The organism is Amycolatopsis sacchari (assembly GCF_900114035.1).
GTDB lineage: Bacteria > Actinomycetota > Actinomycetes > Mycobacteriales > Pseudonocardiaceae > Amycolatopsis_E > Amycolatopsis_E sacchari.
On sequence record NZ_FORP01000002.1, the window covers coordinates 233,770 to 253,554 of the forward strand.

The 19,785-nt window shown below is 71.8% G+C and carries 16 protein-coding genes; 5 read left to right on the plus strand and 11 right to left on the minus strand.

Going from position 1 to position 19,785, the window contains the following annotated elements:
* Positions 1-661: 661 nt before the first annotated feature.
* From BMZ92_RS05205 to BMZ92_RS05215, 3 genes are all read right to left on the minus strand, one after another.
* Positions 662-1,738, minus strand: coding sequence for a Glu/Leu/Phe/Val family dehydrogenase (locus BMZ92_RS05205; protein WP_091504557.1), 1,077 nt, complete (start codon positions 1,736-1,738; stop codon positions 662-664).
* A gap of 119 nt (positions 1,739-1,857) precedes the next feature.
* Complete coding sequence (locus tag BMZ92_RS05210; protein WP_091504558.1) at positions 1,858-2,583, minus strand: tryptophan 2,3-dioxygenase; 726 nt, start codon at positions 2,581-2,583, stop codon at positions 1,858-1,860.
* A 51-nt stretch (positions 2,584-2,634) separates the two neighbouring features.
* Positions 2,635-3,030: a RidA family protein gene (locus BMZ92_RS05215; RefSeq protein WP_091504559.1), complete on the minus strand. Its 396-nt coding sequence runs from the start codon at positions 3,028-3,030 to the stop codon at positions 2,635-2,637.
* Between the two features lie 27 nt (positions 3,031-3,057).
* Between BMZ92_RS05215 and mtnA the strand changes: the two genes are divergently transcribed.
* Together mtnA and BMZ92_RS05225 are read left to right on the plus strand one after the other, a co-directional pair.
* Complete coding sequence (gene mtnA / locus BMZ92_RS05220; protein ID WP_091504560.1) at positions 3,058-4,035, plus strand: S-methyl-5-thioribose-1-phosphate isomerase; 978 nt, start codon at positions 3,058-3,060, stop codon at positions 4,033-4,035.
* Between the two features lie 130 nt (positions 4,036-4,165).
* A complete protein-coding gene (locus BMZ92_RS05225; RefSeq protein ID WP_091504561.1) occupies positions 4,166-6,100 on the plus strand; it encodes a S53 family peptidase in 1,935 nt (644 codons plus the stop codon).
* A 107-nt stretch (positions 6,101-6,207) separates the two neighbouring features.
* On the opposite strand, the gene BMZ92_RS05230 is transcribed toward BMZ92_RS05225, so the two are convergent.
* On the minus strand, positions 6,208-8,997 hold the full coding sequence (locus tag BMZ92_RS05230; RefSeq protein WP_245782909.1) for an FAD-binding and (Fe-S)-binding domain-containing protein: 2,790 nt from the start codon (positions 8,995-8,997) through the stop codon (positions 6,208-6,210).
* A 68-nt stretch (positions 8,998-9,065) separates the two neighbouring features.
* Between BMZ92_RS05230 and BMZ92_RS05235 the strand changes: the two genes are divergently transcribed.
* Complete coding sequence (locus BMZ92_RS05235; RefSeq protein ID WP_091504562.1) at positions 9,066-9,851, plus strand: 2-keto-4-pentenoate hydratase; 786 nt, start codon at positions 9,066-9,068, stop codon at positions 9,849-9,851.
* A gap of 2 nt (positions 9,852-9,853) precedes the next feature.
* On the opposite strand, the gene BMZ92_RS05240 is transcribed toward BMZ92_RS05235, so the two are convergent.
* The 3 genes from BMZ92_RS05240 to BMZ92_RS05250 are packed head-to-tail and all read right to left on the minus strand — an operon-like array spanning position 9,854 to position 13,429.
* Positions 9,854-12,031, minus strand: coding sequence for a xanthine dehydrogenase family protein molybdopterin-binding subunit (locus BMZ92_RS05240; protein WP_091504563.1), 2,178 nt, complete (start codon positions 12,029-12,031; stop codon positions 9,854-9,856).
* The gene (locus BMZ92_RS05245; RefSeq protein ID WP_091504564.1) at positions 12,028-12,990 is read right to left on the minus strand and encodes an FAD binding domain-containing protein; all 963 of its coding nucleotides are present in this window, start codon (positions 12,988-12,990) and stop codon (positions 12,028-12,030) included. The genes BMZ92_RS05240 and BMZ92_RS05245 overlap by 4 nt, the downstream gene beginning before the upstream one ends.
* Positions 12,977-13,429, minus strand: a complete 453-nt coding sequence (locus BMZ92_RS05250; protein ID WP_091504565.1) for a (2Fe-2S)-binding protein — start codon at positions 13,427-13,429, stop codon at positions 12,977-12,979. Before BMZ92_RS05250 ends, BMZ92_RS05245 begins: the two co-directional genes overlap by 14 nt.
* A gap of 127 nt (positions 13,430-13,556) precedes the next feature.
* Between BMZ92_RS05250 and BMZ92_RS05255 the strand changes: the two genes are divergently transcribed.
* Positions 13,557-14,126 carry a TetR/AcrR family transcriptional regulator gene (locus BMZ92_RS05255; protein WP_091504566.1) on the plus strand — a complete coding sequence of 190 codons (570 nt, stop codon included), beginning with the start codon at positions 13,557-13,559 and terminating at the stop codon, positions 14,124-14,126.
* 7 nt (positions 14,127-14,133) lie between these two features.
* Here BMZ92_RS05255 and BMZ92_RS05260 read toward each other — a convergent pair whose 3' ends face one another.
* Entirely contained in the window at positions 14,134-14,910 is a 777-nt protein-coding gene (locus tag BMZ92_RS05260; protein ID WP_091504567.1) for an alpha/beta fold hydrolase, read from the minus strand.
* Between the two features lie 55 nt (positions 14,911-14,965).
* On the opposite strand from BMZ92_RS05260, the gene BMZ92_RS05265 reads away from it, so the two are divergent.
* Positions 14,966-15,787: a helix-turn-helix domain-containing protein gene (locus BMZ92_RS05265; protein ID WP_177228548.1), complete on the plus strand. Its 822-nt coding sequence runs from the start codon at positions 14,966-14,968 to the stop codon at positions 15,785-15,787.
* Between the two features lie 217 nt (positions 15,788-16,004).
* Here BMZ92_RS05265 and BMZ92_RS05270 read toward each other — a convergent pair whose 3' ends face one another.
* From BMZ92_RS05270 to BMZ92_RS05280, 3 genes are read right to left on the minus strand one after another with little or no spacing between them, the layout of a single operon-like run.
* Positions 16,005-18,026: a phage holin family protein gene (locus BMZ92_RS05270; RefSeq protein WP_091504569.1), complete on the minus strand. Its 2,022-nt coding sequence runs from the start codon at positions 18,024-18,026 to the stop codon at positions 16,005-16,007.
* Complete coding sequence (locus tag BMZ92_RS05275) at positions 18,023-18,619, minus strand: DedA family protein (RefSeq protein WP_091504570.1); 597 nt, start codon at positions 18,617-18,619, stop codon at positions 18,023-18,025. Before BMZ92_RS05275 ends, BMZ92_RS05270 begins: the two co-directional genes overlap by 4 nt.
* Complete coding sequence (locus BMZ92_RS05280) at positions 18,616-19,392, minus strand: MBL fold metallo-hydrolase (RefSeq protein ID WP_091504571.1); 777 nt, start codon at positions 19,390-19,392, stop codon at positions 18,616-18,618. Before BMZ92_RS05280 ends, BMZ92_RS05275 begins: the two co-directional genes overlap by 4 nt.
* Positions 19,393-19,785: the final 393 nt, after the last annotated feature.

Genomic DNA, 19,785 nt, shown 5'->3' on the forward strand with positions numbered 1-19,785 from the left:
GCCGGGGCTCGGGGTGATGGTGCCTTGGCTGCGTAGCGGCGGAGCCGCTGCGGCGGCAGGGGTCCGGGGGTGGCTGCCGTGCCGGATCCAGCGATGGCACCACGGCGCGGGGACGGCGGCAGCGCCACGTGGAATCGGAGCCGCCAGGAGGCGGTCGCGGCGGCGGAGCCGTCGCCGGATGGCCGCGGCGGTAGGGCCGCCCCTGGATCGCGGTGAAGGCTGCGCCTCCGCCGGGTCGGTGGCGGCAGAGTCGCCGCGGGACGGCCGCGATATTCGAAGCGCCGCCCGATGGCCGCGGTCACGGAGCCGCCCGGTCGCGGTGGTGGCGAAGTCCTGCAGGACCGCCACGGCCGCTGAGCCGCCATGCGGATGGCCGCAGTCACGGAGCCGCCCGGTCGCGGAGTGGCGAAATCCCCGCGGGGCGGCGACGGCCGCGGAGCCGCTGCCCTATGGCCGCAGTCGCGGAGCAGCCCGGTCGCGGAGTGGCCAAGTCGCCACGGGGCGGCCATGGATGCGGAGCCGCCGGATGTGCGGTGGCGGAGCCGCCCGGTGACAGAGCCACAGAGGCCCCAACCCTCCCCCGGGAGGCCACCACCCGAGCCCCCGCAGGCGGACCGCCGGAGGGTGGCCCGCCCGAGGGGCGGGCCACCGGGCCAGCCGCCTACGCGGGCGTGAGGATCGACCGCAGGCGGCCGACCTCCGCCATGCGCCGTTCCGCCAGGCGGTCGGCCGCCGTGGCCGGGGGGACGCCTTCCGCCTCTGCCAGGGCGAAGACCGCCTTCGTGGTGTCGTAGATCGCGCTCGCCTTGCGCTGGGCCCTCGCGAAGTCGAAGCCGTGCAGCTCGTCACTCACCTGGATGACTCCGCCGGCGTTCACGAGGTAGTCGGGCGCGTACAGGATCCCGCGCTCCTCGAGCACCTTCTCGATGTCCGGGTGCGCCAGCTGGTTGTTCGCCGCCCCGCAGACGACCTCCGCCCGCAGCTCGGGCACGGTCTCGTCGTTGAGGGCACCGCCCAGCGCGCACGGGGCGAACACGTCCAGCCGCGACCGGACCAGCTCGTCGGCGTTCGCCGCGACCTCGACCTCCGGGTGTGCCGCCCGGACCCGCTCGATCGCCGCCGCCGACACGTCGCTGATCACGACGCGCGCGCCCGCCTCGACGAGGTGCCCCACGAGCAGGTGCCCGACCTTGCCGACCCCGGACACGCCCACGCGCCGCCCCGCCAGCTCCGGCGACCCCCAGCGGTGGTCGGCACAGGCCCGCATGCCCTGGAAGACCCCGAACGCGGTCAGCACCGACGAGTCACCGGCGCCGCCGTCGTCCGTGGAACGACCGGTGACGAACCGGGTCTCCTTCGCGACCACGTCCATGTCCGCGACGTAGGTGCCCACATCGCACGCCGTGATGTAGCGCCCGGCCAGCGACTGGACGAACCGGCCGTACGCCCGCAACAGCGCCTCGGACTTCGCCGTCGCCGGGTCGCCGATGATCACGGCCTTGCCGCCGCCCAGATCGAGCCCCGCGAGCGCGTTCTTGTAGGCCATGCCCTTCGACAGCGCGAGCACGTCGGCCAGCGCGTCGTCCTCGGAGGCGTACGGGTAGAACCGCGTCCCGCCGAGCGCGGGCCCCAGCGCGGTGGAGTAGATGCCGATGATGGCCTTCAGACCGGACGCCCGGTCCTGACAGAACACGACCTGCTCATGACCGCTTTCGCGGCCGAAAACCCCTTCGGTCAAGGTGGCTCCTCGGGTGGGCGGCCCCCGCTTGTGGCGACGACCGGTTTCGGTTGTGGTGAGCCGGCTGGGAAGGTCGTTCCCCGGCCCAGCAGCAACATAGCGCTCCAGCAGCCACGCGACTAGAGATCGCGCCGAACGGCCCACAGCTCGGGGAACAGCGGCCGGAACAACGTCGAGCGCAGGTACTCCGCCCCCGACGAGCCGCCCGTGCCCGCCTTGTCGCCGATCGTGCGCTCGACCATCTTCACGTGCCGGTAGCGCCACTCCTGCAGGCCTTCGTCGAGGTCAACGAGGTGCTCGGCGACGACCGCCGCGCCCTCGTCGTCGGCATAGACGCGCAGGAGGTCGCCGTCGTAGCCCTGGGTCTTGAGGTACGACTGGAACGACTCCCACAGCGAGGGCCGCGCCATCGCCTCGACGATGCGGCGCCGCCCCGGGTCGTCCTCCGGGTAGTGCGCGAACGCGCCCTCGTCCCGGCGGCCCAGCACCACCTCCAGCTCGCGGAACTGCGCGGACTGGAACCCGCTGGACGCGTCGAGCCGGGCGCGGAAGCTCGTGAACTGGCTCGGTGTCATCGTCTCCAGCACGTCGATCTGGGCGACCACGACCTTGAGCACCGTCAGCACCCGGCGGAGCGTGCGGATGGCGCGGGCGGTGTCCCCCGCTTCGAGCCGTTGCTGCAGGTAGGCCAGCTCGTGCAGCAGCTGCTTGAACCACAGCTCGTACACCTGGTGGATGACGATGAACAACATCTCGTCGTGCTCGGTGGAGCGCGGGCGCTGCGCGGCGAGGACCTCGTCGAGCGCGAGGTAGGAGGTGTAGGTCAAAGCGGCGTCATCGGACATGCCGCCAGGCTAGAGCCGCGCCACCCGCCGAGGACGGCACCGACCACCACCTCAGGCCAGCGCCGCGGTCACGTCCAGCTCCACCAGCTGCCCGGGAAAGCCGAGGCAGGCTACGCCGAGGAGCGTGCTCGCGGTGCTGAACGCACGGCCCAGCGCGGATCCCGTGAGCCGGTCCCAGACCGCGGAGAGGTCCGCCCGCTCGCCGCTCGCCACGTAGATCACCGTGCGCACGACGTCGTCCGGGGTCGCACCGGCGTCTTCGAGTGCGGTGAGGGTGTTGGCGACGACCTGGTCGGTCTGCCCGGGCAGCGTGGGCGGGATCGTGCCGTCCGGCGCGAGCGGGCACTGCCCGGCGAGGAACACGAGGCGACGGGCCTCGACGACGGTGACGTGGTGGTAGCCCGGAGTGGCGTGCAGCCCCTCGGGATTGCGGCGTTCAATGGGCACGAGGACCAGCCTGGCACGGGAGGCGCGATGCGCAGGACGATCGACTGGGCAGACGGCGCGATCGAGATCCTCGACCAGTGCGCGCTGCCGCACGAGGTGCGGGTGCTGCGCCTGACCACCGTGGACGAGCTGATCGCCGCGATCCGCAGGCTCGCCGTGCGCGGGGCGCCCGCGCTGGGAGCCGCTGGGGCGCTCGGGACAGCGCTTTCCGCCCTGCGCCACAGGGACGAGGACGCCGTGCGGGCGGACGCGAAACGGCTCGCCGACGCGCGGCCGACCGCCGTGAACCTCGGGTGGGGGGTGCGGCGTGCGCTGAACCGGTTGCCGGAGGGTCCGCAATTCGTGCTCGAAGAGGCAATGGCCGTGCTCGACGAGGACGAACGGGTGAATCGGAAAGCGTCCGAACGGGCGGCCGAATTCCTGCTCGACCGTTGTGCGCGCCGTCCGCTGCGGTTGCTCACGCACTGCAACGCGGGCCGGCTGGCCACCGTCGGTTGGGGGACCGCGCTCGGCGTGGTCTGGCACCTCCAGGCCGCCGGGCAGCTGGAGTACGTCTTCGCCGACGAGACCCGGCCGCTGCTGCAGGGCGCCCGGTTGACGGCCTGGGAACTGGGCGAAGCCGGTGTGCCGTACCGCCTGCTGCCCGACTCGGCGGCGGCCTCGGCGATCGCCCGCGGGCTGGTGGACGCCGTGGTCGTGGGCGCGGACCGGATCGCCGCGAACGGGGACGTCGCGAACAAGGTCGGCACCTACCCGCTGGCGCTCGCGGCCGCGCGGCACGGGATTCCGTTCGTCGTGGTCGCCCCGATGTCCACAGTGGACTCCCAGGTCCCCTCGGGCGACGGGATCGTCGTCGAGGAGCGGGCGGCCGAGGAGGTCACGCACGTCGCCGGGCGGCCCGTCGCCCCGCCCGATGCGGCGGTCTTCAACCCCGCTTTCGACGTGACCCCGGCCGATCTCGTGACCGCGATCGCCACGGAAGACGGGTTTTTCCCGTTAGAGTGATTTGCCCGTTTACCGACGAAGTATGGAAATCCGACTTTCCCGCTCGTTACATTTTTTTCCTTCCCCTGGCTCGTTTTCGGATCTAATCTCTGCGCAGTTCCACCTGCTACGTCAAGAGGGGAAGTCCCCAGTGCGAAGAGCTCTGACCCTGTTCGTTTCGCTCGCCCTCGCGGGCGGCGCGGCCGTCGCGGCACCCGCCGTGGCCAGCGCGCAGGGACGCGCGGTGATCCCGCTGTCCCACCCCGACTGGGCCACGCCCCAGTCGAAGGTCGCCGACGCCGCCCCGTCCTCGAAGCTCAGTTTCCGCGTCTACCTGTCGATGCGCGACCAGGCGGGCGCCGAGGCCGCGGCTCAGGCCGTGAGCGACCCGTCGAGCAAGACCTACCGCCAGTACCTCAGCCCCGACCAGGTCCGCGACCGGTTCGCGGCCACGGACGCGACCGTGAAGTCGGTGCGCGACTGGCTGGCCGGCAGCGGCTTCGCCATCGGCGACGTGCCGTCGAACAAGGCGTACGTCGAGGCCAGCGGTACCGCCGACCAGGTGGAGAAGGCGTTCAGCGTCGACCTGGCCAAGTACAAGGTCGACGGCCAGGTGCTGCGTGCCGCCGACAAGGAGCTGTCGGTGCCCGCCGCGCTGGCGAACCAGGTGCTCGGCGTCGTCGGCGTCGACCAGGCCACCCAGCTGCTCAAGCCCGACCACACCGACGGCACCCCGAGCGACGTGCCGCCGTCGGACGGCTTCCGCAACGCGCGCCCGTGCAGCGCCTACTACGGCGAGAAGGTCGACACGACCGACCCGGCCTACGGCGGCAAGGTCCTGCCGTACGCGCCGTGCGGCTACACCCCGGCGCAGCTGCGCTCGGCCTACGGGCTGGACAAGGTCGGCGCGAACGGCAGCGGCACCACCGTCGCGATCGTGGACGCCTTCGCCTCCCCCACCCTGTACGCCGACGCCGCCGAGTACGCGCGGCGCAACGACCCGGCGCACCCGCTGCTGCGTTCGCAGTTCTCCGAGAAGATCTTCCCGACCAACCCGGAGATGGAGCCGCCGGACCAGTGCGACGCCGCCGGCTGGTACGGCGAGCAGACGCTGGACGTCGAGGCCGTGCACGCCATGGCGCCCGGCGCCAAGATCCTCTACGTCGGCAGCGCCGACTGCCAGGACGCTTCGCTGGACGAGGCGCTGAACTGGATCGTCTCGAACCACAGCGCCGACATCATCAGCAACTCCTACGGTGACACCGGCGAGGACATCCCCGCCTCCGAGGTGCGGGTCTGGAACCAGATCGCGGTCCAGGCCGCGATCGAGGGCATCGGCGTCTACTTCTCCTCCGGTGACAACGGAGACGAGGTCGCGCGGCTGGGCACCCCGTCGGCCGACTTCCCCGCCTCCGACTCGTGGGTGACCGCCGTCGGCGGCACGAGCCTCGCGATCGGCAAGAACGGCCAGAAGCTGTTCGAGACCGGCTGGGAGACCGGCAAGAGCACGCTGACCAACGGCGCGTACGTGCCCGGCCCGCCCGGGGCGTACACCAGCGGTTCCGGTGGCGGCACGAGTGTCCTGTTCGACCAGCCCTTCTACCAGAAGGGGATCGTGCCGGACGCGCTGTCCACGCAGAACCAGCACGGCAAGGCCAAGGGCCGCGTCGTGCCGGACATCTCGACGGTCGGTGACCCCAACACCGGCTTCCTGGTCGGGCAGACGCAGACCTTCCCGGACGGCGTGTACTACGACCAGTACCGCATCGGCGGCACGAGCCTGTCGTCGCCGCTGCTCGCCGGGATCGTCGCGGTGTCGGACAGCCTGGCGCACTTCCACCACGGGTTCCTCAACCCGCTGGCCTACCAGATCGCCTCGCGCACGCCGGCCATCACCGACGTCAAGCACGTCGACGCCGCCGTGACCCGGGTCGACTACGCCAACTCGGTGGACGCGTCGGGCGGCCTGATCACCTCGGTGCGGACGTTGGACTACCCGAACCTGACGATCCACACCACCGGCGGCTACGACAACGTCACCGGCCTCGGTTCGCCGAACGGCCTGGCGTTCCTGCTGCTGCCGTAACGCGCACCACGGGAAAGCCCGGTCTCCTCACGTGAGGGGACCGGGCTTTTTCTTTCGCCGCAGGCCGACCGCGCCGTCGCTGCGGGTGGCAGCCACGTCCCTCCGCGTCAGCGCAAGGCTTTCCGGATCAGCTGGGCGAGGTGGACCGCGCGGCGGTCCGACTGCTGGGCGATCTGCGTGCGGCAGCTGAAGCCGTCCGAGACGACCACGGTGTCCGGGGCGGCTTCCCGGATCGCGGGCAGCATGCGGTCCTCGGCCACGGCGACCGACACGTCGTAGTGGCCGCGCTCGAAACCGAAGTTGCCCGCCAGCCCGCAGCATCCCGAGTCCAAAGTGGAGTTCCGGATCCCCGCACGGGCCATCAGCCGTTCGTCCGCGGTGAAGCCCAGTTCCGCGTGCTGGTGGCAGTGCACCTGGGTGACCGCGTCGAGGTCGAGGTCCCGCAGCGGCAGGTCGGCGTCGGCGAGCAGCTCGGCGAACGTGCGGGTGCGGCTCGCCAGCAGCGCGGCCGTCTCGTCCCCCGGCAGCAGGTGCCCGAGGTCGCCGCGGAACAACGCCGTGCAGCTGGGTTCGAGGCCCACCACCTCGTACCCGGCGTCGAGGTACGGCTTGAGCACCGACAACGTGTGCCGAAGCACGCGCTTGGCCACGCCGAGCTGCCCGGTGGACATCCATGTCAGTCCACAACAGACATTCTGTTTCGGGACCACGACGTCGAAACCGGCCGCTTCGAGCACCTCGGTCGCCGCGTGCAGGACGTCCGGGGTGAGGTAGTTGTTGAAGGAATCGGGCCACAGCACCACCCGCTTGCCACCACCGGAGGTCCGCTTGTGGGAGCGGGTGAACGGCCGCGTGGCGAACTCCGGCAGATCCCGCTCCGGAGCCAGCCCGCCCAGCCGTTTCACGAGTGCGGCCACCCGTGGTCGGCGCAGCAGCGCGTTCAGCAGGCGCGGGGCGAGCGCCGAGAACCGCAGCCACAGCGGCAGCCAGCCCATCGAGTAGTGCGACAGGGGCCGCAGCCTGCCCTTGTAGTGCTGGTGCTGGAACTCCGCCTTGTACGTCGCCATGTCGACATCGACCGGGCAGTCCGACAGGCAGCCCTTGCACGACAGGCACAGGTCGAGCGCGTCCCGCACCTCCTCCGAGCGCCAGCCGCCGGTGATCAGCTCCCCGTTGATCATCTCGGCGAGCAGGTGCGCGCGCCCGCGCGTGGAGTGCTTCTCCTCGCGCGTGGCGCGGTAGCTCGGACACATCACGCCGCCACCGCTGGTGTTGCGGCACTTGCCGACGCCGACGCACCGGCGCATCGCCTCGGCGAAACTGCCGTGGTCGTGCGGATAACCCAGCGCCACGGGGATTTTCGCCTCACGCACCCGCAGGTCGGCATCGACGGCACGCGGGCGGACGAGGATGCCCGGGTTCATCCGGTCGTCCGGGTCGAAGATCGCCTTGAACCGCTCGAACAACGCCATCATCTCGGGGCTGTACATGCGCGGCAGCAGTTCCGAGCGTGCCTGCCCGTCGCCGTGCTCGCCGGACAACGAACCCCCGTGTGCGGCGACCAAGTCCGCCGCGTCCTCCAGGAACGAGCGGAAGTTCGCCTTGCCCGGCTGGGAAAGCAGGTCGAAGTCGATGCGCATGTGCAGGCAGCCCTCGCCGTAGTGCCCGTACACCACGGTCTTGCGGCCGTGCCGGGCCAGCAGCTGCTTGAACTCCCGCAGGTACGAGCCGAGCCGCTCCGGCGGCACCGCCGCGTCCTCCCAGCCGGGCCACGCCTCCGAGCCATCGGCCATGCGCGTCGCGAGCCCGGCGCCCTCCTCGCGGATCCGCCGCAACCGCCGCTGCGCCGCGGGGTCCGTGTGCACGACGTGCGGACGGCCCAGGTCGCGCGCCAGTCCGGCGGCCCGCTCCCGCGCCTCGTCGAGCGTGTCGCCAGTCAGCTCGACCAGCAGCCAGGCGCGGCCGTCAGGCAGGTCATCACCGCCGGAGGAGGTGAGCTTGACGAGCTCGACGTCCAGGCCCTCCACGGTGAGCGGCTTGCGCTCCAGGATCGCGGGCACGGCGTCGGCGGCGTCGATGTCCGAGGCGAAGCCGAACACGGCGAGCGCCTTGTGCTTCGGCAGTTCGACGAGCCGGAGCGTCGCGTCGAGCACGGTCACGCACGTGCCCTCGCTGCCGACCAGCGCGCGGGCGACGTTGAACCCGTTCTCCGGCAACAGGTGTTCCAGCCCGTACCCCGACACGCGGCGGCCCCACGCCGAGAGTTCCTTGCGCAGCAGGGCGAGGTTGCCGTCCACCAGGTCACGCAGCTCGCGGTACACGCGCCCCTCGGTGCCCGGCAGCGCGGCGCGGCGGTCCGCCTCCTGCCGGGACGTCGGCCCGACCGTCATCCTCGTGCCGTCGTAGAGCAGGACTTCGAGGCTTTCCACGTTGTCGGCCGTGCGGCCCCACGCGACGGAGTGCGAGCCGCACGCGTTGTTGCCGATCATGCCGCCGATCGTGCAGCGGCTGTGCGTCGAGGGATCCGGCCCGAACCGGAGCCCGTGCGGAGCGGCGACGGCCTGCAGGTCGTCGAGGACGGTGCCCGGGGCGACGCGGGCGGTTCGTGCCGCCACGTCCAGTTCCCGCACGCCGGCGAAGTACCGCGAGCTGTCCAGGACCAGGCCGGGACCGCACGCGTTGCCCGCGATGCTGGTGCCGCCACCCCGCGCGATCACGGGCGCGCCGGTCTCGCGGCACGCGGCCACGGCGGCCACTACGTCGTCTGCCGTGCGGGGCAGGACGACGCCGAGCGGCGCGTGCCGGTAGTTGGAGGCGTCGGTGGTGTAGAGCGCGAGGGCCCCCGGGTCGAAGGCCGCGTCCTGCTCGCTCAGAAGCTTCCGAAGGGTGTCGCGCACGCCCCCATTGTGCCGCCTGGCGGGACGGCGGTCTTGCCGGAGGCGGACGCGCGGGGTTGGCTGGGCGCATGGAAACAGCCGCCGTCCGTGAAGTCGCCGACCGCCTGCTGCTCGCCTACGAGAAGGGCGAGCCGACCGCGCCCGTGATCGAGACGCACCCGGACGCCACGATCACCGACGCGTACCGCATCCAGCAGGAACAGGTGCGGCGGTGGGTGTCCGACGGGGACGTCGTCAAGGGGCACAAGGTCGGGCTCGCGTCGAAGGCCATGCAGCAGCAGATGGGTGTCGACCAGCCGGACTACGGGCACCTGCTGGCCGGCATGTTCCACCTGGAGCACCAGCCGATCAGCGCCGCGAGCCTCCTCCAGCCGCGGGTCGAGCCGGAGATCGCGTTCGTGCTCGGGCGGCGGCTCTCCGGGCCCGGCGTGACGGTCGCGGACGCGCTGCGTGCCGTCGATTTCGTGGTGCCCGCGCTGGAGATCGTGGCGTCGCGGATCACCGACTGGCGGATCTCCATCGTCGACACGATCGCCGACAACGCCTCCTCCGGTGGCGTGGTGCTGGGCAGCAAGCCGACGCTGCTGTCCGATGTGGACCTCCGGCTCACCGGCTGCTCGCTGCAGCTGGGCGGCGAGCTGGTCGCCACCGGGGCGGGTGCGGCCGTGCTCGGCTCGCCGGTCAACGCCTTGGTGTGGCTCGCGAACACCATCGGCCCGCTGGGCATCGACCTGGAGCCGGGGCACGTCGTGCTGCCGGGCTCGATGACCCGCGCGTACCCGGTGAGCGCGGGGGACACGGCGGTCGCCGACATGGGCGAGCTGGGCACGGTGACCGCCGTGTTCACCGCCTGACCTCACTCCACCAGCAGGTCCTCGATCGTGATCGGGATGTGGCGGACGCGGATGCCGGTCGCGTTGTAGACCGCGTTCGCGATCGCGGCCGCCACGCCCACCACGCCGATTTCGCCGAGCCCCCGGGCGCCGACGTCGTTGTGGAAGGTGTCCGGGTACTCGACGAACTCGACGTCGACCTGCGGGATGTCGGCGTTCACGGGCACCAGGTACCCGGCGAAGTCGCCGTTCGCGAACCGGCCGTTGTCCTCGATCTCCAGACCCTCGTGCAGCGCCGCCGAGACGCCCCAGATCATGCCGCCGCTCAGCTGGCTGCGCGCCAGCTGGTCGTTGATGATCCGGCCGCCGTCGAACACGCCCAGCAGCCGCGAAACCCGCACCTCGCGGGTGAGCCGGTGGACGCGGACCTCGCAGAACTGGGCGCCGAACGAGCTGAACGAGTGCTTCGTCATCTCCTCGCCGGGCGCGGACGAACCGACCGCGGCGACGGATTCCTCGCCCACCGCCCGCAACAGCTCGCCGTAGGGCATGGTGCGCCCGCCGCCGTGGACCTGGCCCTCGGCGTAGGTGACCTCCTGCCCTTCGAACGGTGCGCCCGGCGCCGAAGCCAGCTTCAGCAGGGCGTCGAGCACCTCCGCGGTGGCGGCCATGATCGCCGTGCCGGTGCTCGCCGTGGCGGACGAACCGCCGGACATGCCGCCCGGCGGGAACAGCGAGTTGCCCAGGCGCGGGGTGATGCGTTCCGGCGCGATGCCCAGCGACTCCGCGCCCACCGTCGACACCACGGTCAGCAGGCCCGTGCCCGGGTCGGCGCCGCTGGTGGAGATCACCGCGGTCTCGTCGGCGTTCAGCCGCACCTCGACCGACGAGGGGAACCGGATCGCGGGGAACATCGCGGTCGCCACGCCGAGGCCCACCTGCCAGTCGCCGTCCGTGCGGCCGTTCGGCGTGCGGTGGATCCAGCCGAAGCGCTGCGCACCGGTGGTGAAGCACTCGTCGAGGTGCTTGCTCGACCACTGCAGGTCCTGCCCCGGCGGGGCGATCGAGTTGTTGCGCAGCCGCAGCTCGATCGGGTCCACGTCCAGCGCGACGGCCAGCTCGTCCATCGCGCTCTCCAGCGCGAACGAGCCGGGCGCCTCGCCAGGCGCCCGCATGAACGTCGTCTGCGGGAGGTCCAGCCGCACGACCCGCTGGCTGATCCGGAGGTTCCGGGTGGCGTACGACCGCAACGAGCTGGAGTGGGAGGTCTCCTCGACGAACGACCCCGAGCGCGGCAGCGTGCACCACGAGTCGTGCTTGAGCGCGAGCAGCGTGCCGTCGCGGTCCGCGCCCAGGGAGATCTCCTGCAGGGTCGCCGGGCGCGTGGCCGTCGCGGTGAACACCTGTTCCCGCGTCAGCGTCGCCTTGACCGGGCGGTTCAGCGCCCTCGCGGCCGCGGCAGCGAGGAAGCCCGGCACGGAGGTCCGGCCCTTCCCGCCGAACGCACCGCCGACGAACGGGTTGACCACATGCACCTGCGCGGGCTCCAGGCCCAGCGCTCCGCTCAGCTCGTACGCCAGCAGGTTGCTGCCCTGGTTGCCGCTGTACACGGTCAGCACGCCGTCCTCCCACACCGCGACCGCGGAGTGCGGCTCCATCGCGGCGTGGTTCTGCGTCGCGGTGCGGTAGGTCGCCGACACGACGACCGGGCTGTCCGCGAGAGCGTCCTCAATGGACTCGACGCCGTCAGCGAGCACGGTGACCACCGGCTCCGCACCGCCCAGGAGCTCGGGCGGGTCCTCGGCGTCGTCGAGGTGGTCCTCCAGTGACGTCCTGGCGGGTAACTGACGGTACGTGACCTCGACGAGCATCGACGCGTCCCGCGCCTGCTCGAACGTCTCCGCCACGACGAACCCGATCGGCTGCCCGTACCACTCGACGTCCCTGTTCCGCAGCGGCAGCCAGGCGTCCCCCGGGATCGGCATCGGCGGGGGCGTCTGGAGCTCCAGCGGGTCGAACGGCGTGTAGACCGCGAGCACGCCGGGCGCGCTCTTCGCCGCCGTCACGTCCATCGCCTCGATCTCCGCGCGGGCGACCGTGCTGGTGACCACGCAGCCGTAGACCATGCCGGGGAAGTTGTTGTCCGCCGCGTACTTCGCCCGCCCGGCGACCTTGAGCGGGGCATCCAGCCTGCCGGTCATCGGCGGCTCCCTTCGGTCAGTTCGAGCAGCGCGCGGACGATCGTCCGCTTGAGCAGGGAAGCCTTGAAAGCGTTGTGCGCCAACGGCCTCGCGCCCTCGACGGCCAGCGCGGCGGCCTGCTCGAAGGACTCCTCGGTCACCGGCTTGCCACGCAGGGCCTCCTCGACGGCGGTCAGCCGCCACGGCACGGTCGCCACGCCACCGGCCGCGACCCGCGCGTCGACGATCCGCGAGTCTCGGACGTCGAGCGCCACCGCGGCGGAGGCGAGCGCGAACTCGTACGACTGCCGGTCACGCACCTTGACGTACGTGGAGTTCGCCGCCCAGTCCAGCCGCGGCACGCGCACCTCGGTGATCAGCTCACCCGGCCGCAGGTCGTGCTCCACCTCGGGCGTTTCCCCTGGCAGGCGGTAGAAGTCGGTGAGCTTGACGGTGCGGGTGCCGTCCGCGCCCGCGAGCACCACCTCGGCGTCGAGCGCGACGAGCGCCACTGCCACGTCACTGGCGTGCGTGGCGACGCAGGCGTCGCTCGTGCCGAGAATCGCGTGCATCCGGTTGACGCCTGTGATCGCGGAACAACCCGAGCCCGGCTCGCGGCGGTTGCACGGCATGGCGACGTCGCGGAAGTACGTGCAGCGCGTGCGCTGCATGAGGTTCCCGCCGATGCTCGCCATGTTGCGCAGCTGCTGCGACGCGCTGAGCAGCAGCGCCCGCGAGATCGCCGGGTACACGCCGGGGTGCGCGGCGATGTCGGCCATCCGTTCGAGCGCGCCGAACCGCAGGCCGTCGCCCGTGTCGATGCCCCGCAGCGGGAGGTCGTTGATGTCCACGACGTGCCGTGGCGTCAGCACGTTGAGCTTCATCAGGTCGACGAGCGTGGTGCCGCCGGCCAGGAAGGCCGCGTCGGCGGAGAAAGCGCTTTCAATGGTGGGAGCGGTGGTCAGTTCAAACGGTCGCATCAGCGTTCTTCACCTGTTCCACGGCTGCGACGATGTTGGGGTAGGCGGAGCAGCGGCAGAGGTTGCCCGACATGAACTCACGGACGTCCTCGACGTCCTGGCGCACGGCGGCCACGGCCGACATGACCTGGCCGGACGTGCAGAAGCCGCACTGCAGGGCGTCCTGCTCGACGAACGCGCGCTGCACGGGGTGCAGAGCGTCCTCTGTGGACAGTCCTTCGACCGTCGTCACGGGGTGTCGCACGGTGGCGGCCAGCGTGAGGCACGACAACACGGGCTTGCCGTCGACGTGCACGGTGCAGGCGCCGCACTGGCCCCGGTCGCAGCCCTTCTTCGGACCGGTGATGCCGAGCCGTTCCCGCAACGCGTCCAGCAGCGTCACACCGGGTTCGACGTCCAGCCGCTCGGTCCTGCCGTTGATTTCCAGCGAGATTTCCATGATGTGGTTGGGTCCCTTTCCCCCGGGCCCTCGGTGGAGTGCGACCTGGTTGCGGATAGTCATCCGCTTCGCTCTTCCGAAGCTAGCGGATTACAATCCGCTTGGCAACGGGCGAGCAGGAGGAACCATGGCGACGGGATCGGTCAGTCCGCGGCGGGCGGACACCCGGCGCAACCACGAGCGCATCCTCGCCGTCGCGGCGGAGTCGCTGACCTGCTCGGACGAGGTGTCGTTCAACGCTATCGCGAAGAAGGCCGGCGTGGGGGTCGGCACGGTGTACCGGCACTTCCCCACGCCGGAGTCGCTCATCCTCGCCGTGTACGAGCGCGAGGTGCGGCACCTCGTCGAGGTCGTGGAGGACCTGCTGCGCCGGTACCCGCCGGACCGGGCGTTCCGGGTGTGGGTGGTCGACCACCTGGCGCACTACATGATGTCCAAGCGCGGCCTCGCGGACGCACTCCGCCGGGCGACGTCGGCGCGGGGTGAGCTTCCGGCACACGCGTACGAGTCACTGGTCGCCGCGGTCGCGACCCTGCTGCGCGCGAACATCGACGCGGGCACGGTCCGCGCGGACCTGAGGCCGGAGGCGCTGGTGCGGGGCCTCGGCGGGCTGTGGTACCTCCAGCCGGAGGAGAACTGGAAGGCGCAGACGGAGGAGCTGCTGGACCTGCTGTGGCGGGGTATGCGGACGGAGTGACTCGCACCTAGAGGGCGGCCACGAAACGCTCCACGTGGGCGGCGACCTCGTCGGGGACCTCCAGCGGGGAAAGGTGCCCGGTGTCGCGGAGGACGGACATCGTCGCGGTCGGGAGGACCGGCAGCAGGCGTTCGGCGAGCACGGCGGGTGGATCGACCTGGTCGTGCTCGCCCGCCAGCACCAGGACGGGCACCTCGATCGCGGCGACGGTGTCCGCGATGTCCTCGATGATGCCGTGCCGGGGCCAGGCCAGGCGGGCCTCCGTCGTGACGTTGAGGCTGTCGGCGACAACCCTTGCGGGATCGGGCAAAGCACGGTGGGTCAGCACGTGGTCCAGCGCCGCGGTCACGGTTTCCGCGTTGTCGTAGGCGTGGGCGAGCGCCTCCCGTTCCTCCGCGCTCACCTCGGCGGGCCGGGGTGGCGCCGGGGCCACGAGTACCAGCCCGGCCAGCCCGTCCGGCCTGCGTGCCGCGACCAGCTGCGCCACCTTCCCGCCCATCGAGTGTCCGATGAGGACATACCGCGACAGCCCCAGCTCGTCGACCACCCGGAGCGCGTCGTCGGCGAGCTGGGTCAGCCCGTACGGTCCCGGCAGCTCACGCGCGGCACCCCAGCCCCGCTGGTCGTAGCGCACCACCGGTCGCCCCGGCAGCCGCTCGGCCACCGGCGCGAAGGTTTCGCCGGAACCACCCCAGTAGTGCAGGAAAACCAGTGCCGTCCCGGTTCCCGGCTCGTAACTCACCGGGAGGCCGCCCGCGACCGTCTTCACATCGTTCGCTTCCATGCCACCGACGCTAGGCGGGCACCGGGGCCACGACGAGGTACGCTTCGGTCTGGTCATGGTGAAAAACGGACAGCAGCGCATCAGAACGCTGCACTACCGCGTCGCGGCGGACTCGCCTTCCGGGGTGGAGGTGCTCACCTTTTCCCGGCTGCGTCTGATACCCGCGGGAAAGCAGTGGGACACCGTGCACCGGGCGGACTTCCACGTGCTCGCGCTGGGCAGGTCCGGTCGAGGCACGGTCGTGGTGGATTTCGTCCGGCACCCGCTCGACGCCGACCGCGTGGTCTGGATCCGCCCGGGGTGGACGCACTCGTGGGCGGACATCGCCGCGGTCGAGGGCCTGGTGGTGTTGTTCCGGCCCGAGTTCGTGCCCCCGTCCTCGCCGGGCACCGACGTCCTCGGCCCGGTGAGCTGGCAGGTGGACCGCGCGGACCTGGTGCGGCTCGCCGCCGATCACCTGCGCCGCGAGTACGTTGAGGGAGACGCCGAGATCCTGCGTCACCTGCTGGAGGTGCTGCTGCTGCGGGTCGCCGGCGGCGCGCCGCGGCCGGCCGACGGGCGGGAGGTGTTCACCGCCTTCAGCCGCGCGGTCGAGGCGGAGTACGCGCGTTCCCGTGAGGTCGAGTGGTACGCCCGCCGGCTCGGCTACTCGCCGAGGACGCTGCGCCGCGCCACGCAGGAAGCGGTGGGCGTCGGCGCGAAGCGGTTCATCGACGACCGCGTGGTGCTGGAGGCGAAGCGCCTGCTCGCGCACACCGGGATCACGGTCGCGGAGTGCGCGCGCCGCCTCGGTTTCGACGATCCGGCGAACTTCGCGAAGTTCTTCCAGGCCCGCGCGGGAAGCACACCCGGCGCGTTCGCGGAGTCGGTGCGCTAACTGGTGTTTCTTGAGCGGCGAAGCCGCCTCACCACCCACGCAGCTCGCACCGCCACGGGTTTGAATCGGCTCAGCCGCGCGGAGCGCGTCCGTTGAGGGTGGTGGTGGGAGGCACAGCCGCGGAGCGTCGATGAGGGGTGGTGGTCGGGCTGGCGGGCGGGCGGGCGGGCCTCGGGTTCCGCCACCCGCACCGGCAAGCAAGCCCGGAAACGATCGGCTAAGCCGGTTCCGGGTGGCCGAGTTTGGTGAGCCAGAGGCGGAACACCCGGTGCAGCGACTCGGCCCCGACCAGCTCGCCCGGGGGCTCGAACTCACGGGGGTACAGCAGGAAACCCCGCTCCTGCGGGCCACCGAAGCCGCCGTGGGAGCCGACGTGCGGTTCGAACGGGGAGGCCTCGTCGGTCTCCGGGTCGTAGCGGCTGTTGATCATGATGTCCGGGCAGTGCGGGAACGAGTCCACGCGCTTGATGAGGTCCTTCGCGTGTCGGTTGAGGCGCAGCAACGGATCCGAACCCACGACGAAACCGCTGTCCAGCCGGTGCAGCCCGTCCCGGTCGAGCACCACCGGCCCGAACTCCGCACTGCGCACCAGCAGGAACCCGACACCCGGGTGGTCCACCAGCGCCGGCAGCAACTCCGGGTACTCCCGCTCGATCGTCTCCAGCTGGACCCGGCCCTCGTGCTCGGTGAACGACACCATCGCGACGTGCCCGGACACCGTCACCACGACACCCGGCGCCACGCGCGTCACCTCGCCCGGGCCGCCTGCGTCGGCCCGGGGCCGGTGTTCGAGACGGCCCGCCTTGCGCGCCCTGTCCCGCAGGCGCTGCGCGATCGGCCCGCCGCCCGACGCCACCTCGGCCTCCGGCGTCGGCCCACCACACAGGCGCCCGACCAGCTCCTCCACCGACTCCCCGAACCGGTCCGCGAACGCCCAGCCCTGCGTCTGCCCGTGGTCGGACAGCACGACGAGGTGGTACCGCCGCGGCGCGAGCTTCGACGCCCGGTGCAGCCGCCCGATCTGCTGGTCGATGGCCCGGAGCACGGCGAGCGAGTCGAACCGCTCGATGCCCGAGTGGTGCGCGACCTCGTCGTAGCCCAGGAAGTCCGCGTACACCACCGACCGCCCGGCGAGCATGTCCTCCAGCACCGCCGACACCACGACGTCCCGCGCGATGACCGTCGTGCCCGGCCGCGCCAGCGGGTACAGCCCGCCACGCTTGACCCGCGGCCGCACCCCGGCTCGCCGCTGCTTCGCGGCCGCCGACAGCTCGCGGGCGACGTCCACCAACGCCGATCCCAGCGTGTGCACAGCGTTGACCGGGTTCGCGAAGTACGCGTAGTAGCCGGTCCCGACCCGGTCGGCGCGCCGCCGCCGCAAACCCTTCGGCAGCAGCACCGAAACCGCGCTCATCGTCAGGCTGTAGTGCGGGGCGTCCCCGGTGAACAGGTTGCCGTGGCTCGCCCCGTCCACCGCGAGCAGCCCGCGGCCGTCGGAGTGCCGCCGCTCGATCTCCGCGGCGTCACGCGGGTGCGCGCACGCCATCACGTGGTCGCGATCCTTCTCGTACCAACGGAAACCGAGGATGTCGGAGTTCGAGCCGTGCAGGATGCCCGCGACGCTCGCGCCCGTCTGCGAGCTCCAGTCGGTCTGCCACGACGTCAGCGAGTGGCTGTCGGCGGCCAGCCAGCGCGCCAGCGTCGGCATGTCGCCGTCGCGGACCGCGCGCCGCACCACGTCGTAACCGAGCCCGTCCACCTGCAGGAAGATGACGCCGGGCGGCTGGTCGGCCTGCCGCTCCGGGTGGCGCCTGCTGCGGCGCACCGCGCGGCGGAAGAAGATCTCGTCCTCGTCCAGTGCCAGCACGCTGCTGACGAGCGCGTTCACCACGGAGATGCCCACCACCACGACCACGGCGGTGCGCAACCCCGCGACCTCGACCCCGGGCACCGCGGCGAGCGCGGCGAGGGCACCCGCGCCCAGCAGCAGGAAACTGCCCACGCCGAGCGTGAACAACGCCACCGGCAGGGCGATCCGCAGCACCTGCGGCCACACCACGCTCGTCAGCACCGACAGCAGCAGCGCGCACACGATCGGCTGCCACCAGCTCGGCATGGCGAACCCGTCGAGCCAGATGTCCAGCCCCCGCAGGGCGAACGCCACGGTCAGCAGCACCAGCACACCACGCGCGATGGTGCGGCCACGCCGCAGCAGGCGGCCGCGTTCCGCCTCCGTCATTTCCCCACCCCTGTTTTCGCCCGCCGCCGTTTCGCGACGAGGTTCAGCACGACCGTCACCAGCAGGACCAGCACCGCCGCGAGCGCGGTGGCCACGAGTGGCGAGTCGAAGATGCCCCCGCTCAGCACGCCCAGCAGAGCGTAGGCGACCGCCCACAGCACACACGCGACGAGCGTCGCGGGCAGCAGGCGCCGCCACGGGTAGGAAACCGCGCCTGCCGCGAGCAGCACCGGGATGCGGCCCGCGGGTACGAGCCGCCCGATCACGATCAGCTGCCAGCCACGCCGCTCGAACCGCACGCGCGCGGAGGCGAGCCGCTCCGCCCCCTGCCCGCGCGAGAGCCAGCGCACCGCGGCGGTGCTGCCCAGGCGTGCGGCGGCGAACGTGGCGACGTCGCCGATCCCCGCGCCGAGCGTGGCGAGCAGCAGCACCAGCGGCAGGGACAGGTGCGGTGTCGTCATCGCGATCGCGGCGGCGCCGCCGACGAGGGCACCGGTGGGCACGACGGGCACGATCGATCCGATGAGGACACCGAGGAACAGGGTGGGGTAACCGATCGACGACGTGTCCGACCAGTCGAGCGCGAGCGTCACGGGCGTACCCCGGTCAGCCGCACGTGCTCCCCGGGCTCGGTCACCCGCACCTCGGTGTGGGCCGCGGCCGCCTCCGCGAACCGGCGCGGCGGTTCGACGAGCAGTCGGCGCATCTTCTTCGTGCGCGCGATCCCCGGCAGCGCGAGCGTGCCCCAGTGCACCGGCACGGTCACCGCGGGCCTGATGAGGCGGGCCGCTTCGGCGGCGCGCACCGGGTCGAGGTGACCGGGGCCGAGCGACGGCCCCCAGCCCCACACCGGCAGCAGCGCGACGTCGATCCCGCTCAGCTGGGCCATTTCCCCGTACAGGTCGGTGTCCCCCGCCACGTACACCCGCCGTCCGCGCGCCTCGACGAGGTGGCCCACGGCGGGCGCGTGCGGACCGTGGGTGAAGCGCGGACCCCAGCGGTGCCCGGCGTGATCGGCGTACAGGGCGGTGATCGTCAGCTCACCGTCGGTGAGGCTCTCGCCGACGCCGAGCTCGTGCACCCGCCGGAAACCCCGGCGCCGCAACCAGTCCCCGGCCCCGCGCGGCACGACGACCGGCACGTCGGCGCCCAGCAGCCGCAGCGACGGCAGGTGCAGGTGATCACCGTGCAGGTGCGAGATGAGCACGAGATCCGCGCCTGCCCAGGCATCCGGCGGCAACGGCGGCGCGACGCGGCGCAGCCCGCCGACCGTGCCCGTCAGCACGGGATCCGTGAGCACCACCCGGCCGGCTGTCTCCAGGCGGACTGTCGAGTGGCCCAGAAAGCGCATCGCCAGTCCGTCCACACGGTCATTATCCACGGCGGAAGGCCTCCGCCGGCGCACTCGCGGGGCCCGCGCCGCCGTGGGGGAAGTAACACTACGGTTACCGAACCGGACGTGCCGCCTGCCCCGGCGAGGCCCGCACAGCCCCGCCCGGATCCCTGTTTCCGCTGCTCAACCCCGGTGCGGGACGGTAAGACCGAAGGAAGGTCGACAGTCAACGCCCGCGTGGCATTTCCCACGCGACGCGAACGACGTATGTCGATAACGCCGAATTCACACTACTGTCATAAGACCCGGCGAACCCGGGAGTAACAACCGCGCCGTCGAAACGGGCCCCACCACGCCCGGGGAGACACGCGCGCTCAAATCGAAGATCGCCCAAGGACGTGCGTACCCGACGACTAGCGGCCACCC

Excerpts from the sequence above, each read along its gene's own strand:
- BMZ92_RS05210 (WP_091504558.1), bottom strand. The coding sequence starts at position 2,583 with ATGTCCGATGACGCCGCTTTGACCTACACCTCCTACCTCGCGCTCGAC.
- mtnA (WP_091504560.1), top strand. The coding sequence starts at position 3,058 with ATGCGCAGGACGATCGACTGGGCAGACGGCGCGATCGAGATCCTCGAC.
- BMZ92_RS05235 (WP_091504562.1), top strand. The coding sequence starts at position 9,066 with ATGGAAACAGCCGCCGTCCGTGAAGTCGCCGACCGCCTGCTGCTCGCC.
- BMZ92_RS05240 (WP_091504563.1), bottom strand. The coding sequence starts at position 12,031 with ATGACCGGCAGGCTGGATGCCCCGCTCAAGGTCGCCGGGCGGGCGAAG.
- BMZ92_RS05245 (WP_091504564.1), bottom strand. The coding sequence starts at position 12,990 with ATGCGACCGTTTGAACTGACCACCGCTCCCACCATTGAAAGCGCTTTC.
- BMZ92_RS05250 (WP_091504565.1), bottom strand. The coding sequence starts at position 13,429 with ATGGAAATCTCGCTGGAAATCAACGGCAGGACCGAGCGGCTGGACGTC.
- BMZ92_RS05255 (WP_091504566.1), top strand. The coding sequence starts at position 13,557 with ATGGCGACGGGATCGGTCAGTCCGCGGCGGGCGGACACCCGGCGCAAC.
- BMZ92_RS05260 (WP_091504567.1), bottom strand. The coding sequence starts at position 14,910 with ATGGAAGCGAACGATGTGAAGACGGTCGCGGGCGGCCTCCCGGTGAGT.
- BMZ92_RS05265 (WP_177228548.1), top strand. The coding sequence starts at position 14,966 with ATGGTGAAAAACGGACAGCAGCGCATCAGAACGCTGCACTACCGCGTC.
- BMZ92_RS05270 (WP_091504569.1), bottom strand. The coding sequence starts at position 18,026 with ATGACGGAGGCGGAACGCGGCCGCCTGCTGCGGCGTGGCCGCACCATC.